15 protein-coding genes and 2 pseudogenes are annotated in these 15,892 nt (G+C 40.0%); 7 read left to right on the forward strand and 10 right to left on the reverse strand.

Features of this window, described 5'->3' with window-relative positions:
* Positions 1 to 167 precede the first annotated feature (167 nt).
* Positions 168 to 1,034, forward strand: coding sequence for an IS3 family transposase (locus NSQ71_RS05945; protein WP_340734408.1), 867 nt, complete (start codon positions 168 to 170; stop codon positions 1,032 to 1,034).
* Positions 1,035 to 1,284: 250 nt separating this feature from the next.
* Here NSQ71_RS05945 and NSQ71_RS05950 read toward each other — a convergent pair whose 3' ends face one another.
* The 4 genes and pseudogenes from NSQ71_RS05950 to NSQ71_RS05965 form a co-directional block, all read right to left on the reverse strand.
* Entirely contained in the window at positions 1,285 to 1,530 is a 246-nt protein-coding gene (locus NSQ71_RS05950; protein ID WP_340733313.1) for a DNA-binding protein, read from the reverse strand.
* Between the two features lie 90 nt (positions 1,531 to 1,620).
* Complete coding sequence (locus tag NSQ71_RS05955) at positions 1,621 to 1,923, reverse strand: contact-dependent growth inhibition system immunity protein (RefSeq protein ID WP_063389303.1); 303 nt, start codon at positions 1,921 to 1,923, stop codon at positions 1,621 to 1,623.
* Positions 1,924 to 2,008: 85 nt separating this feature from the next.
* Positions 2,009 to 2,141: pseudogene (locus tag NSQ71_RS05960) on the reverse strand (recombinase family protein); the annotation flags it as partial.
* Between the two features lie 406 nt (positions 2,142 to 2,547).
* Complete coding sequence (locus tag NSQ71_RS05965; RefSeq protein ID WP_011886783.1) at positions 2,548 to 3,009, reverse strand: Imm30 family immunity protein; 462 nt, start codon at positions 3,007 to 3,009, stop codon at positions 2,548 to 2,550.
* A 633-nt stretch (positions 3,010 to 3,642) separates the two neighbouring features.
* On the opposite strand from NSQ71_RS05965, the gene NSQ71_RS05970 reads away from it, so the two are divergent.
* The gene (locus NSQ71_RS05970; protein WP_027725928.1) at positions 3,643 to 4,872 is read left to right on the forward strand and encodes an IS110 family transposase; all 1,230 of its coding nucleotides are present in this window, start codon (positions 3,643 to 3,645) and stop codon (positions 4,870 to 4,872) included.
* A 140-nt stretch (positions 4,873 to 5,012) separates the two neighbouring features.
* Here NSQ71_RS05970 and NSQ71_RS05975 read toward each other — a convergent pair whose 3' ends face one another.
* The 4 genes from NSQ71_RS05975 to NSQ71_RS05990 form a co-directional block, all read right to left on the reverse strand.
* The gene (locus tag NSQ71_RS05975) at positions 5,013 to 5,177 is read right to left on the reverse strand and encodes a hypothetical protein (RefSeq protein WP_340733320.1); all 165 of its coding nucleotides are present in this window, start codon (positions 5,175 to 5,177) and stop codon (positions 5,013 to 5,015) included.
* Between the two features lie 14 nt (positions 5,178 to 5,191).
* A complete protein-coding gene (locus NSQ71_RS05980) occupies positions 5,192 to 5,623 on the reverse strand; it encodes a hypothetical protein (protein WP_340733322.1) in 432 nt (143 codons plus the stop codon).
* 338 nt (positions 5,624 to 5,961) lie between these two features.
* A complete protein-coding gene (locus tag NSQ71_RS05985) occupies positions 5,962 to 6,255 on the reverse strand; it encodes a hypothetical protein (RefSeq protein WP_066249852.1) in 294 nt (97 codons plus the stop codon).
* A 30-nt stretch (positions 6,256 to 6,285) separates the two neighbouring features.
* Complete coding sequence (locus tag NSQ71_RS05990) at positions 6,286 to 6,642, reverse strand: hypothetical protein (RefSeq protein WP_340733325.1); 357 nt, start codon at positions 6,640 to 6,642, stop codon at positions 6,286 to 6,288.
* A 257-nt stretch (positions 6,643 to 6,899) separates the two neighbouring features.
* Here NSQ71_RS05990 and NSQ71_RS05995 point away from each other — a divergent pair.
* Positions 6,900 to 8,066: pseudogene (locus tag NSQ71_RS05995) on the forward strand (IS3 family transposase).
* Between the two features lie 178 nt (positions 8,067 to 8,244).
* On the opposite strand, the gene NSQ71_RS06000 reads toward NSQ71_RS05995, so the two are convergent.
* Entirely contained in the window at positions 8,245 to 8,778 is a 534-nt protein-coding gene (locus tag NSQ71_RS06000; RefSeq protein WP_066249858.1) for a hypothetical protein, read from the reverse strand.
* Positions 8,779 to 8,790: 12 nt separating this feature from the next.
* Complete coding sequence (locus NSQ71_RS06005; protein WP_340733327.1) at positions 8,791 to 10,386, reverse strand: hypothetical protein; 1,596 nt, start codon at positions 10,384 to 10,386, stop codon at positions 8,791 to 8,793.
* A gap of 426 nt (positions 10,387 to 10,812) precedes the next feature.
* Between NSQ71_RS06005 and NSQ71_RS06010 the strand changes: the two genes are divergently transcribed.
* The 4 genes from NSQ71_RS06010 to treR all read left to right on the forward strand — a co-directional run bounded on the left by NSQ71_RS06010 (position 10,813) and on the right by treR (position 15,321).
* Positions 10,813 to 11,298: a PTS sugar transporter subunit IIA gene (locus tag NSQ71_RS06010; protein WP_063386461.1), complete on the forward strand. Its 486-nt coding sequence runs from the start codon at positions 10,813 to 10,815 to the stop codon at positions 11,296 to 11,298.
* 34 nt (positions 11,299 to 11,332) lie between these two features.
* Entirely contained in the window at positions 11,333 to 12,748 is a 1,416-nt protein-coding gene (gene treP / locus NSQ71_RS06015) for a PTS system trehalose-specific EIIBC component (RefSeq protein ID WP_340733329.1), read from the forward strand.
* Between the two features lie 117 nt (positions 12,749 to 12,865).
* Positions 12,866 to 14,551, forward strand: coding sequence for an alpha,alpha-phosphotrehalase (gene treC / locus NSQ71_RS06020; protein ID WP_094245396.1), 1,686 nt, complete (start codon positions 12,866 to 12,868; stop codon positions 14,549 to 14,551).
* 23 nt (positions 14,552 to 14,574) lie between these two features.
* On the forward strand, positions 14,575 to 15,321 hold the full coding sequence (gene treR / locus NSQ71_RS06025) for a trehalose operon repressor (RefSeq protein ID WP_340733330.1): 747 nt from the start codon (positions 14,575 to 14,577) through the stop codon (positions 15,319 to 15,321).
* Positions 15,322 to 15,892: the final 571 nt, after the last annotated feature.

Consider the following 15,892-nt stretch of genomic DNA (forward strand, 5'->3'; position numbering starts at 1 on the left):
CCAAGGTCGATTCAATCGACTTTTCGGACAGCCCCTATTTTACGCTTACTTTGAAAAAGGCTCAAGCGAAGTGGATAAAATCCGTAAAGAATATGAGGCCAAACAAGAAAATTTAGAGAAATTGGTAGGTCAGTTAACGGTTGAAGTTGACTGGCTGAAAAAAAAATCTGGGCTCAAATAAGTCTGTTGACGAACGAAAGGCTATGGTCGAATTCAATCACCCATCGATCAGCATCAAGCGTCAGGCACAGTTATTAGGTATTCATCGTACTAGCGTGTATCGCCAATCAAAGGGGCAAACAGAAAGCTCAGAAAACATCATGCTCATGCATGAAATGGATATGCTTTATACAGCTCATCCCTACTTTGGCTACAGGCGCATGACTGCGAAACTTCGTGAGAAAGGATTTGATGTGAATCGTAAACGCGTACGCCGTCTCATGCGCCTTATGGGTATACAAGCTATTTACCCAAAACCCAACCTTAGTAAGAGGCTACATGCCAAGTACTGCCGACCTTACCTGCTCCGTGGATTGGAGATCACCCATCCGAACCATGTGTGGGGAGTGGATATCACCTACCTTCGTATGGGACGGGGCTTTATGTATCTGTTTACCATCATCGACTGGTTCAGCCGCAAAGTGATCGATTACGAGTTATCTAGTACGCTGGAGAAAGAATTTGTCATCAACTGTCTTAAACGGGCATTGCGTCATGGTAAGCCGGCCATCATCAATAGTGACCAGGGCAGCCATTTTACAAACGCTGACTATCTCGGGCTGTTGAAAGAGTATGGCATCCAGGTATCAATGGATGGCAAAGGACGAGCAACAGACAATAGTCGTACGGAACGCTTCTTTAGAGCTTTAAAGTATGAATGTATCTATCTCAATGAATTCGAGAATCCTAAAGAGTTGCGAAAAGGCATTCGACGCTATGTTACGTTCTATAATACAGACCGACCTCACCAATCCTTGGACTATTTGACGCCAGCAACAGTGTACAAGCAACCTAAGATGGCTCAAGCATCCTAACCATCGAACGTGATGAGAGGCTTTATATGGAGAGACGGGCATGATAGGCTGTTTTAGCCATGCGATGTTATCTGTCCATCGCTCCAGCGCAAAAAATCGTGCCCGTAGAGGCTCCATGTCAAGCCTTTATCGCACACGTACCACATTCATAGCGAAAGGAGAGAATGGATAACTTAAATATTATCAATTTGTGTCTTGACAAAGGGGTGCATTACAAGCCTTGTAACCACTCAAGGTTATTTAACGCTTTTTAATTGCTATACTTGTTTATCCAATCTATAATGTCTTGTTCTACATGTAGATATTCATTTGGACTATCTTTTAAATCAATTCCGGAAACAATTTGTAAAAGTTCCCAAACAGTTTCTTCTGATATATTTGGCTCATCCTGCATTACATATTCTGAAGCCCAATCTGCTACTTCTTCTCGTGTTAGCTTTCCTTGTAAAATCATTTTTAATTTATTAATTATTTCTTCTTTTGTTGGTTGTTTCATTTTTTCACCACTTTCCAATATAATTCCCATTGCTAGAAAAAAACCTTTAAAGAGTTTTTACTCAATCAAGGTACTCAAGAATTTGTAGTTCTATTCTGCTTTTACAGCTTCTTTTAATTGTTCTACTACACTTTTTAGCCATTGAATTGGAGTTAGCTCAAGATCAGGAAAATATACTCCGTCTGCACAGTGTTGAATGTATTCATTCTTTTCATCATCCGAATACTCACTATTAATGAATTCTGTTAAAAATACGATAGCAGATTTAAGATATTCTTTACTTTCCTCTGTTAACAATTCTTGTAATGCCTCTTCAGGTGAATCTGCATCTTGATGAAAAGTCCCAGCCAAGAACTGAAAAACTGGATCTTCTGGATTATTTTTGACTAACAAGCATTTTTCCCTCCATTCCATTATTTGGTTGGATAACCAGTTAAAATAAAATTCCCTGCTCCATCCTTCTTTAATACTATGTTAGCATTCCCTCATCCTTAAACACACGTAAGAGAGTGTATCCTTGTGCCTTTAATTTCATCTTCTTGGTAGGCAAGGCTGTATCCATCTTTTGCTTGCCCTTGTGTGGAAACTCGGATATATCCAATCACATTCATGATACCTTCCCCCTCCGTTACGCAAATTCAGATTAACGTAACGCTTGTTAACAAAACAATGACGAGTATTATACGACCGTCTCTAGTGAAAATACAATACAAAAATAATTTGCCAGCTTTTATTGTCACAGTCAGTTAAAAGTTTATACCCTCTTTCTTGCCACGAGAAAGCTTTCTCTCGTGTTTTAAAGCATACTCGAAGGGGATTAGTGTTGTTAATAGTTTCACCATGCATCACAGCCAAACTCATAGTAGGCGGAACCATTATGAAGTCTGAATTAAAATGTTGGTAAAAACGATATATAAATTTTCTCGTAATTGCACTTTATTATTTGATACATCTGTTAGTTTTAAAATAAAAAACCTTGAAAGGCATAAAGCCAATCAAGGTTTTCATAATTAGTTCTTAAATATTATCTAATACCTCATCTACTGACTCACCAAACAATTCTGGATCTTCTTTCTTTATATCTCCTAACAAATCTTTAATAATATTTCTTGTTTTGATGTCGATATTCTCCAAAACTTTTGCATAAATTGTACGTACATGGGGGTGATTTAATATTCTGTAATGTAAAATTTCTATCCATTCCCTCCCATAACTTATAACCGTTGGCACAGAAGTAGCAATTAGTTTTAACCCTTCCTCTATTTTATTCTTATATAAATGCTCAATAGTATGCACCAAGTTAAACATTACCTCATGGTGTTCAGTATTATCATCAAAAGCTAAAATTAAATCTTTAATAATTGAAACCTCACCATATTCATATATATTTTTTAAAGCTTGCTCAAATTCTTCCACTTGTTTTTCTGTCTTAAGCAGACGGTTATCGTATACCTTTTTTATTTCCGACTTAATATCCAAAAATATTCCCTCCTTAGCTGTTAGATTTAAATTAGAAAAAACTTGAATGGCTTATAGCCAATCAAGGTTTTTGTTCTAAATCAGTTACCTCCATCTCCAATTTATTTCCCAGTCTTCATACACAGCCGGCAAATAAATTCCTCTTTTATATTGATGATCATTCACAATAAACCAATTTTCATCCTTCAGCCATTCTTCATTATATTCACTCTCTCGTATACTAAGTTTCAGAAAGTTTTTTTATCGAATTTCCAGTCCGATACGCTCCTTGACAATCGCATATCTTGGGTGGTTGCCTTTGTGGGAGGGGCGCGCCCCTCCCACAAAGGGTTCAGCGTACCGGGGTTGGACTTTTCGCAATGTTCCTGGATAATGGTCTTAGGATCATCGGGGATACTCTTCTCACTCCTGTAGCTTTGACTACTTGTAAAGTCTGTCTCCTCGGCCCCTGTTTGGACGTCTAACCCGCAGGCTGTTCCCGTTGGTTTTCCCCATGCTGGAAGGAGCAGCTTCCAGGGCAGCCCATGGTCCAACGTGAGTTCTCATATGCGAGGGTGACTGGTCAACAGGCGCGATCCGGGGGCATCCCGAAGAGTCCTACCCCTCGATCCTACAACAATAGGAGGTGATCTCATGAAACTCTACGTCGGGATCGACGTGAGCTCACGCGACTTAGCCACCTGCATTATGGATCATGAAGGAAATACGTGCGCACGCTTCAAAGTGGATAATCATCTTCTGGGCGCCACCTTCCTTCGGGATCAAATCCTCCTGTGGGCTAACAAGCGAAAGCCAACCGAAATTCTGATCGGGATGGAAGCCACCTCGGTCTACAGTTGGCATCCAGCTATGTTTTTCCACCAGCAGGAGGCCTTGCAGGCTTGGAACGTCAAGGTGTTTACGATCAATCCAAAGCTCATTCGCAAGTTTAAAGAAGCCTATGTCGACTTGGAGAAAACGGATGACATCGATGCTTGGATCATTGCGGATCGGCTTCGCTTCGGCCGTCTGAAGATGACGGCTGTCCTCAAGGAGCAGTTTCTCGCGCTTCAGCGACTGACACGCATGCGATATCATCTCGTCCACCAGTTAACCCGTGAGAAACAGTATTTTCTCCAGCACTTGTTTTACAAATGCAGTTCCTTTACCCAAGAGGTGGACAGTTCGATCTTCGGACATGCCATTCTCGAACTGCTGCTTGAGTCGTGGAGCCTCGATGACATCTGCCAAATGGATGTCAAGCAGTTGGCCGACTTCCTGCGCCAAAAAGGGCGCAATCGCTTTGCCGATCCGGAATGCATCGCCAAGTCGATTCAAAAGGCGGCCCGTTCGTCGTATCGGTTGTCCAAGTGTGTCGAGGATTCCATCGACTTGCTGTTAGGGCTGTCGATTCAATCAATCCGCAGCCTGCAATCGCAGCTCAAAGAGCTCGATAAAGCCATTACCCGCCATCTTGAAGGCATTCCGAACACACTGCAAACCATCCCAGGCATCGGACCGGTTTATACCGCAGGCATCCTGGCCGAAATCGGGCAAATCGAGCGGTTTCACAACCAGGCCGCCTTGGCAAAATATGCCGGCTTGACATGGTCCAAGCACCAATCGGGCCGTTTTCAAGCCGAGGACACCTCCCTCATTCGTTCCGGCAATCGCTATCTCCGTTACTACCTAGTGGAGGCTGCCAACTCGGTGCAACGGCATGATGCGACGTTTCGTGCGTACTACCGGAAGAAGTATGAGGAAGTGCCCAAACACCAACATAAACGAGCCCTCGTCCTCACCGCTAGAAAACTCGTGCGTGTGATCGATGCGCTGCTACGCAACGGTCAAATCTACACGCCAAGAAAGGGGGAAGATCGATAAGAGGATCGATCTGGTATACCAATATCAACCTTTAGACCCAGTTTATTACATGTACCAATACTGGGTTTCTTCAGTATTGCCTTTTTTCGGATCATCGGACAAGGGAATTTCCAATTTCTATGATTTTTCACCTTGACATATTACCGCAGGACTTTAAAATCGTTTTCTTCATCCGTTAGAGCCTTAAAAAACTCTTTAAACTTTACTATATTTTGATTAGGTATAAGTTTATCATACATCCACATGCCTTCAGTGTTGATATCTTGTATTTCGCCTAGACATTCATCTTGGAAATATAAAAACATAATATACTCACTCCTTAGGGAGAAATTTTTATGAATTTGCTAGGTATCTCTCCTCTGATCAAATATTCATTGTCTCTTGTAGTCCAAGTTAACGCTCTATTTTTCCAAAAATCAGAAGAAGAGCTATCTCTCTCAATTAATTTTCGAATCTGTTTTTGGGATAAAATGGCTACATTTTTAACTTCTCCTGATCTAATCGCTTTTCTCAAAGAAGAAATATCTAATTCTATTAAGTAATTCCCATAATTTCCAATAATACCTTTATTACCAGTGAAATTAATATAAGGGCTATTTGATTTTGCTCCCCTTCTGTAACCTCCTAAAATATGCTCTATAACAGTAACTTGTCGATTTTTGTATATACCTTTACTATTTGCAGGAACTAAATTACCTGAATCTGATATAAATGGCTTACCAATTCCATTAGATCTTTTAGGTGAATGCAATAAACTATCTCCTCTATAAAGTTTACCCGTACCCTTATTATTGTTTTTAATTTGGCTTCTCTATTTCTCCTTTAACGGTTCATTATGTAAAAAATGACCCCAACTGTACTGGAGTCATCTTTAGCTGTATATGCATTTTGAACTGTCTATTTTTTGATGTCATAACTATACGAAGATAATAATTTTACTCTTTTTTTCTTAAATACTTAGTAAATTTTTTGTTTATACTACCCAATATTAAATTTAGAGGAAACATATTTTTAAAATTCCTGGTCCTTCCCCCCATTAAATTCTTTGGAATAAATATGTTCCGTGTAGATATTAAATAAAAAAACACTTTAATTCGTCTTCTGTTGCAACATTACTTCTAATTTATCTAACTCAATTACTAGTGGTTCATCGTAACTCTCAACTAAGTTGGTATCAAAATACGCTCTCAAGGCTCCTTTTAGCTTAGAATCTTTCCTTAATTCATCAATATTGCTATTGGTATTTACAGTTTCTGATAATTCTTTCAACTTATCTATTAATGTATCTAAAAATTTATGTTCCCTCTGACTTTTTTTTTCATAAACTAAATCCATAACCTTTTGTATTTGAATTTTAATATTATCCATTTCTTCGTTTTGCATAACAAAACCTCCTATTTTGAAGGTATTGGCCTAATTTCCTTTATCCATTCTAAAGAATAATTTAAAGGAAATTTGGTCAGCATCCCCTTTTAGAATACTACCGGTTTTAGTAATTTGTTTTTCAGCTCTGCCAATATTCAATATAGTTCCTTTTGGAACTTCAATTACGGCTTCATAGTTCCTCGTATTTTTCCATTCTGGGAGTAAAGCTAAGTCAATTTTAGTTTGTATCCTATTTACAGCCGGAGAAGTTGTAGCAAGTGTTCCGCCTGCATCTGCATGCCCGCCAAATACTCTATAGACTGTAACATTCTCTTTTGTAATCACTGTTCTATTTCTATAATTTGAATCTTTAAATGTAGTAGCAATACTCGAAGGTAAAGGCATTTTTTCAATTTCCTCTACCTGATTGTCAATACGAGTTGAGTAATCTTTTCCTTTTTCAACTGTTTTTTTACCAGTACCCTTAGGAAATTATAAAAATGTACTTTATAAATGGGCGGCAGTTTCACTAACCATCACCCATTATATCAACTGACTTTCCGTTCAGGCATGATATAAGCGTGATGTTAGTCTAAAAATTGGACACGGAGAACAGGGAGATTATAATAAACTTAATTACAATAGGTTCGAGGTGTTCAATCATGAAAAAGAGAACATTTGATCAAGAATACAAGATTCAAGCTGTTGAGTTATGCTTGGAGGGGGACAAGTCCATCGCCCAAGTGGCAAAAGAACTAGGTTTGGCTTACAACACTCTTCATCGTTGGGTCAAAGAATACAAAGAAAGCAATGGAACAAGCTTTGTAGGTTCAGGCAACATCAAGCCACAAAATCAAGAAATCATCGAGTTACGCCGTCGCAATCAAGAGTTGGAGGAGGAATTAGCGATCCTAAAAAAGGCGTTAGGCATCTTCACCAGAAACCAGAAGTAATTTGCATTCATTTTTCAACACCGTAATGAATTTCGCATGGTGAAGATGTGCCAAGTTTTCGGTGTTTCAAGAAGTGGGTATTATCACTGGCTCAAGCGTGCGAAAAGTAAACAGAAAGAACGAAAAGAACAACTCACTCAACAAATTCGAAATGAGTATCTAAAGTCCCGTAAGATTTACGGCAGTCCGAAAATTACGCAAGAACTACGCAAACAAGGGATTCGTGTGTCTCAAAAGACGGTCGCTCGCATCATGAGCGAAGAAGGCTTGAGATCCATTACCGTCCGTAAATTCAAAGCCACTACGAACAGTAACCATCCTTACAACGTATATGCCAATCTATTGAAACAGAACTTCCAAGCAACGGCTCGGAATGAAATATGGATGGCAGATATTACGTACATTCCTACCGACGAAGGCTGGTTGTATTTAGCGAGTATCATGGATTTATATACTCGTAAGATTGTAGGATGGTATATTGATACACGAATGACGAAAGAGTTAGTCATCAAAGCGTTACAACGGGCTCTAAACAGCGAAAAACCAACGGGACGAGTGATTCATCATTCGGATCGTGGAAGCCAGTATGCTTCGAATGACTATCAGCGACTTTTATAGGAACATCATTTTCAAGTGAGCATGTCGAGACGTGGGAACTGTTACGACAATGCTTGTATAGAGTCGTTTCATAGCCTCATCAAGAAAGAGTGTATTTATCTGAATCGATTCCGTACGCGAAAAGAAGCGAAACAAGCCATTTTTGAGTACATCGAATGCTTCTACAACCACAAAAGAAGCCATTCAGCCCTTGGCTATGTATCGCCATGTGAATTTGAAGCTGCATATTACGCTAAACAGAGAAAAGTAGCTGCCTAAATTCAGCTATTTCTCTCTGTTTAACGTGTCCGTTTTCTTGACATAACACCACATAGAGTTTAAAATTTACTTTATCTTTTAAAAACTCCAAAACTAATGCTCTCATTGTCTTCGTTGTTCAAATAATCTACAACCATTAAAGTCTCTTGCTTAATGCCAATCCAAGTATAATTTCTTTTTAATAACTATCTTCAAATAGGCAATGAAATACTGTTACCTTTTCCTCTCTAAGTTCTAACGAAATATTAGGTACTTCTATTTCTAATAAGCTTTTTTCAAGAACTTCTATCCCCTCATTCTCTAATAATTTCAAAATATCTTTGCCGATTCGTTCTGTTTCTTCATCGAATGGCTGGTATTGTTCTTGCATTTCAATCTCTCCATCAACATATTCATACCTAACATATTTTATTGCTGCGAATGGAGCAATTGCCGAAATATAAACCAATAATCCGTTTAAATAAGTGTGTTCTCTGATATATGCTCTAAATTCATCCGTACCAATTTTTATCTTAGGATGGATCGAAGGCATAATATATAATGTGAAACATTTTGAATAATTAAAATCTGTTAAATTCTCAACGTTTATTCCTTTTATTTCATGAGTGATTTTATTAGCCCAAACATTAGTATCGACATAATTCAATAAAACATATCCAAAATCACCATGGTGATATAATTGTTCAATTGTATTTAATACATTTTGTTTCATGATATACCTCCGTTATTTTACTGGGTAACCATGGATGTTTCCTTTTTTATCCATATGAACTTTTACTCTAGTTTCTCCATTCACCCCAATTGGTTTGTGAAAGTCATAAATTTTAACACTACCATCTGGCTTAACTACAGTTCCCTTTACCCATGCCTCTTGAGTCAATTTAACTCCATCTTCTCCTTCTGGCCATTGAGTTTTCTTACCAGGCATACTATTAGGATGACCTAAAACATGCTTTCCTTGCTTACCAGCATCTACTTTTGGTGCTCCCGGAACGCCTGCATCCACCGTCCCTTGGCTTGGTAGCTTAACAGTTTTACCCGTACCCTTAGTGCCAAGTTCAACGCCATCGTTGCCTGCTTTACTTCCGCCTAAATTTACCCCCGTCTTCTCACTTAGATAAGCTCGAACTTTATTCTCCAATCCTTTGGTGTTTTCGGGCGGAACCTTAACATTCCCAACCCCTTCTATGGCCAATCCCATTTGCCGGCTTGGCAGGAGGTGTCTTAAGTTTGTTGCGGCGTTGTCTACGAACCGACCGACTTGCAACGAACCTTTTTTTGCACCGGTTTTTAAATGCTGCGTCATTTCTTTCGTCCATGCCTTGGCACTCCTGATGCGGGCCAATATGCTGTTTTCCGCATGGACAACCAGGTCGCAGGCACGTTGTGATTTCTGGTGCAATCCAGCTTTCAAGCTTGTAAATAGCTTGGGATCCATTGCTTCTAGAAGAGGTGCGAACCGGGCGGCACTGCTGAATTTCGAAAGCGCGCTGACGCCAGGGACGATATCCAATGGGGCGAGGGCACTGCGGAATACTCTTTCGCCTGTTCCCAGTTTTCTCCCTGAAATCCAGTCTTTTCCGGAAAGGGTCGAACTTAATTCCAGTGTACCATAAGCCACACCCAATGCCATCCCTGCCGGCGGACAAATGAATGAAGCGCCGACAATCACGGCAAGCGCCGTAATTTGTCCCCAGAATTCTTTGTTCAACTGTCCGTCTTTAATCGATTCATACTGAAAAGCATGGGAATTCAATGTCGTCTGTATATATTCTTTTTTCGAAAAGTCCTGGCGGGGGTTCAGTTCTTTCCATGAGGCGTATTCCCGTTCCATCAGCCTGGCATAGTAGTTGCTGCCGCTGAACAAATCTTCCAGTCCGACCTCGGCTTTCGGCACTTCGATCGTCTCCTGTGAGCCATAAGTTCCTGGAACAACGATTGTTTCTTTTGCGCCGATGCGGTTTTTCGTCTTGATCTCTGATATCGATAAGTCGCGCATCGCTTCGACAAAAGCATCGATATCTTGATAAAACGGCTCATCGATGGTGCGGTCGACAATATCTCCGATGCGGCCGCTAAAGCGGTGCATGACAAGAAAATCCTCATATAAGCTTTGATATTGGCTTTTGCGATCGGTATGGGTAAAAGAGATGACACCGTCGCTATCATATTTTGCGATGTCTGACTGGGCGTCTTCCAAAAGATCGCTGATATCTTTTAAGTTGTCGATCATGCCTTTTCCCCATACACCGACGCCGATCAGGTTGCCGATTCCTTTCTTGGTCCTTTCCCATTCTGAAGGTATATAGTTGACATTCACTGTATCCATGCCTCCGATTGAAACGAAATGGATTCCATCAAGTGGAAAAGCTTTTTGTTTCATTATAAGACAGATAAAGGAATTTTTGGTAAATAGAAATGAAAAAGGGGAATTTTAAGAAAAAACTACCAAGAGGTTTCTAGATTATTTTCTTATTTAGGTAATAGAGACCGATTATATTGTCTCGAATAAAAATGCCCTTTATGGAATATAGGACCAAAGCCGTATAAAGCAACTTTTATTATTTCCACTGTAAACTTGACAGGGGGAAGTTCAAAATTAGGAACTCTTTTATTAAATAAAGTACTTTTTCAGTGGTGACGATGTATACGGGCAACTTTTTTATTGACGAACTTGTATATACAGGTTAAAATAAAAGCATCTTGTATATACAAGTTTTGAAAGCGGTTAAAAGGAGAGTTCACAATGTTAAAAAAATGGTTTCGAAAAAAAGAGGAAACGCTCTTAGCACCTTTAACCGGAAAAATAGTCGAGATCGAACAAGTTCCTGATCCAGCATTTTCCCAAAAGCTCATGGGGGATGGAGTGGCTATTGATCCTGCAGACGGAATTGTCGTTTCGCCGGTCAATGGGGAAGTTATTCAATTTTTCCATACGAAGCATGCGATTGGTATTCGTTCTGAGACGGGACTGGAGCTATTGATCCACATCGGTTTAGACACCGTTATGATGAACGGTGAAGGATTTGTTGGACATGTGAAGGTCGGTGACAAAGTCAAGGCGGGCGACAGTTTACTGACATTCGATCTTGCATTGATCAAAGAAAAAGCAGCAAGCACGATCACACCGATTGTCATCACCAATATGGATGCCGTTCAATCACTCGAAAAGAAGTCGCTCGAAAGCGTGCAGGCAGGAACGGATTCATTTATGGTTGTCGTAGCAAAATAACACTTGTTTTGTAAACGATTACGGGGGGATCATCATGAATATCAGCAAACAATCAGTTGAAAAGATTGTTGAGTCTGTTGGAGGAAAAGAGAATATTGTAGCGGCAACACATTGTGTTACCCGGTTAAGATTTGCATTAAAGGATGAGGGAAAAGTAGATAAAGAGGCTTTGGAAAGCATTGATCTCGTCAAAGGCTCCTTTTCGGCAAACGGTCAATTTCAAGTCGTGATTGGACAAGGGCTTGTCGATAAAGTGTACAACGAAATGGTGGAGTTGACGGGGATTGACCGCGCGACAAAGCAAGAGATTAAAGATGCAGCGGAAGCGAAGCTAAACCCGCTTCAGCGTGCGATTAAAACATTAGCTGATATTTTTATTCCGATTTTGCCGGCGATTGTGACAGCAGGTTTGTTGATGGGAATTAATAATATCCTGACAGGCCAAAATATTTTTTATGAAGGCAAATCATTTGTGGAAGTGCATAAAGAGTGGGCCGATCTTGCCAGCATTATTAACTTAATTGCCAATACGGCGTTCGTCTTTCTGCCAGGTTTAATCGGTTGGTCAGCGGTAACGAAATTCGGCGGCAGTCCATTGCTTGGTATTGTGCTAGGCTTAATGCTTGTTCACCCAGATTTGTTAAACGCATGGGGCTGGGGAGCAGCGAAAGAAGAAGGAAACATTCCTGTATGGAATTTGTTCGGATTGGATGTTCAAAAGGTAGGATATCAGGGTCAAGTATTGCCTGTGCTAGTGGCATCGTACGTGCTGGCGAAAACAGAGCTGTTTTGGCGTAAACGAATTCCCGATGCGTTTCAGTTGCTGTTAGTCGCTCCGCTTTCGCTGCTATTTACCGGTTTTTTAGCGTTTATTGCGATCGGACCGATTACATTTGCAATCGGCAACGGGATTACAAGTGTATTTGTTTCAGTGTTTCATAATGTTCCAGCAATTGGCGGGCTTCTATATGGAGCGATATATGCCCCTCTTGTTGTCACGGGGATGCATCATACGTTCTTGCCGGTTGATTTGCAGCTGATCACCAACACTGGCGGAACATTTTTATGGCCGATTCTCGTTCTTTCTAATATCGCTCAAGGTTCGGCGGCGTTAGCGATGATGTTTTTAGCAAAAGATGAAAAACTGAAAGGGCTGTCATTCACATCTGCCGTTTCAGCTTATTTGGGTATCACGGAACCGGCCATGTTTGGAGTGAATTTACGCTACCGTTATCCATTTATTTCTGCGATGATAGGAGCAGCAATTGGCGGAATGTTCATTACGCTTAATAAAGTGATCGCATTTTCTATTGGTGTTGGCGGTCTTCCTGGGTTTTTATCAATCGTTCAGCAAAAATGGGCGCCGTTTTTCATTGGAATGGCGATCGCGATTGTGCTGCCATTTGCCCTTACATTTGTGTTAGGAAAAATTCGCAAAGATTATAATTAATAGAACTGTGTTCTAAATAATAAATATGAATAATCAAAGATTCATACCATTGGTGAATAACCGCCAATGGTATCGTTTTTCCCGATAGTCTCAAAATTATAAACGAGGTGATATTCATTGAAGCAGCCATGGTGGAAAAAAGCCGTTGTTTATCAAATTTATCCGAAAAGCTTTAAAGACACGACGGGAAATGGAATAGGAGATTTGCAAGGGATTATCGAGAAATTAGACTATTTAAAGACATTAGGGATTGACGTCATTTGGCTGACGCCTATTTATGCTTCGCCGCAGCGAGATAACGGCTATGATATTAGTGATTATTTTAGCATTCATCAAGATTATGGAACAATGGAGGATTTCGAGCGTTTGCTTGCTGAAGCCCATCGGCGCGGTATCAAAGTGATAATGGACATGGTCGTAAACCATACCTCGACCGATCATGAGTGGTTTCAGCAGGCGCGTTCGTCAAAAGAAAACCGCTACCGCCATTTTTATATTTGGAAGGATCCTAAACCAGACGGCAGCCCTCCAACAAACTGGACGTCCAAATTTGGCGGATCGGCTTGGGAGTATGATGAGCAAACGGGACAATATTATTTGCACTTGTTTGACGTCACTCAGGCGGACTTAAATTGGGAAAATGAAGAACTGCGCAAAACGATTTATGAAATGATGCATTTTTGGTTTCAAAAGGGCGTCGACGGTTTTCGCTTGGATGTCATTAATTTGATTTCGAAAGATCAACGTTTTCTCGATGATGACGAATCCCTGCCATTGGGTGACGGCCGCCGATTTTATACAGACGGTCCGCGCATCCATGAGTTTTTGCAGGAAATGAATAGGGAAGTATTTTCTAAATATGATATTATGACAGTCGGTGAGATGTCATCGACCACCATTGACCATTGCATTCAATATACTAATCCAGCACGGAACGAATTGAATATGACGTTTAACTTCCACCATTTAAAGGTAGACTACCCAAATGGTGAAAAATGGGTGGCAGCTCCATTCGATTTTCTGGCTCTAAAACGAATTTTATCTACTTGGCAAGTGGAGATGAATAAAGGCGGAGGCTGGAATGCGCTCTTCTGGTGCAACCATGACCAGCCGAGAATTGTGTCGCGCTATGGCAATGATGGAGCATATCATAAAGAATCGGCGAAGATGCTGGCAACAGTTATTCATATGATGCAAGGAACACCATATATTTACCAAGGTGAAGAAATTGGCATGACCAACCCGAAGTTTGAGCGAATTGAAGAATACCGTGATGTGGAAACATTAAATATGTATAAAATTTTGCTTGAGCAAGGAAAAACAGAAGCAGAGGTGCTTGAAATTTTAAAATGTAAATCGCGCGATAATTCACGGACACCTATGCAATGGGACGACAGTCCGCATGCCGGATTTACAACTGGGACTCCTTGGATTCATGTCGCGCCGAATTTTAAAGAGATTAATGTGAAAAAAGCATTAGAGGATCCAACATCGATTTTTTATCATTACAAACGTTTGATTGAATTGCGAAAGAACTATGACATTATTACAACAGGAAACTATCAGCTATTGTTAGAGGATCATCCGCAAATTTTTGCTTATGTGCGCAATGGAGATGGTGAAAAGCTTCTAGTAGTGGCCAACTTTTTTGGCGGCCAAACAAAATTTGTTTTGCCGAATGAGCTTGATATAAACGGATATACAAGCCGTATCCTGCTTTCCAACTATAATGACTCTTCTGAACATGTACAAGAAATCATGTTGCGTCCATATGAAGCGATTGTGTATCATTTAACAAAATGATACTATACAATTCGGTGATGACTATGAAGGAAAATAAATTTATGGCGATTTACAACGACCTTTTGCTTCATATTCGCAAAGGCATTTTTCAGCCGAACGAAAAGCTGCCTTCTGAAAATGAATTGTCCCAGCGGTATCAAACAGCGCGTGAGACGATTCGCAAAGCGCTCAATCTTTTATCAGAGCATGGCTATATTCAAAAAATAAAAGGAAAAGGTTCGATTGTGTTAGATGTAGGAAAATATGATTTTCCTGTCTCTGGACTTGTCAGCTTTAAAGAATTGGCGCAAAAAATGAACAAGCCGGCAAGAACGATCGTACATGAACTGGAATTGATCGAGCCTGATGAATATATTAAAAGACAATTGGAAACCGAAAATAAGGAAAAAGTTTGGAAAGTGATTCGTGCTAGGGAAATAGAAGAAGAGAAAATTATTTTAGACAAGGACTTTCTTTGCCAAAAATTCGTTCCAACATTGACGCGCGGCATTTGTGAAAATTCGATTTATGAATATGTCGAAAATGAATTAAAGCTTCGCATTAGCTTTGCGAAAAAAGAAATGTTTGTCGACCGAGTGACAGCTGAGGATCAAAAATATATGGATTTAAACGGCTACGAGCATGTAGTAGTGGTGAAAAATTTTGTCTACTTAGAAGATGCGAGCTTGTTTCAGTATACCGAATCGAGACATCGGCTCGATAAATTTCGGTTTGTTGATTTTGCGCGGCGTACTCATCACCCGGGGATGTCCGATAAGTCCTTAAAATGAAGCCAGTGGAGAAAAACGAGTTGTTTTTCTCCACTCAGCTTGTAGACTTGGTTGACAAGCTGACCTTGAAAGAGTGTCGAACACTCATTCAAGGTGTTTATAATTACTTATATTGCACGGCTCCTAGAAATCTAAACTGATGTTTTTCATTGACATTTCCATTATATTGAAAGTTATAAAGTAAAAGAACTGAGTTCGCTTCTTGATTTAAACGATCACCGCAAAACTCTATAAATTTTGAATTTTCTCCTCATCATAAGAAAAGCCTTCAATTAGAACACGGCAATCAATCGATGGCTCATCATAGAATTCTATTTCTCTAAAATCTTCATTGTAGAAATTATGTTAAAGTCTTTTTCAAATTCGGAAGGTAGTAAATCTCCATCTTCTTTAGTGAGAGCGCCACCTTGACAGGGTGGAGGTTGCTGGTTTGAGCTCAGTCGGAATCATCCTCAAAAATCTTGTGTTTTTGTCAATAATAAATTGAGCCAGAGCGATCACTTCAAAAGTGAGCCACTTTTAGAATCAGAGTTCCCATAAATGGGAGAAGGTGGGTGTTTGGATGAGTTGC

Source organism: Aeribacillus sp. FSL M8-0235, assembly GCF_038000355.1.
In the GTDB taxonomy this organism is placed as follows: domain Bacteria; phylum Bacillota; class Bacilli; order Bacillales; family Aeribacillaceae; genus Aeribacillus; species Aeribacillus composti.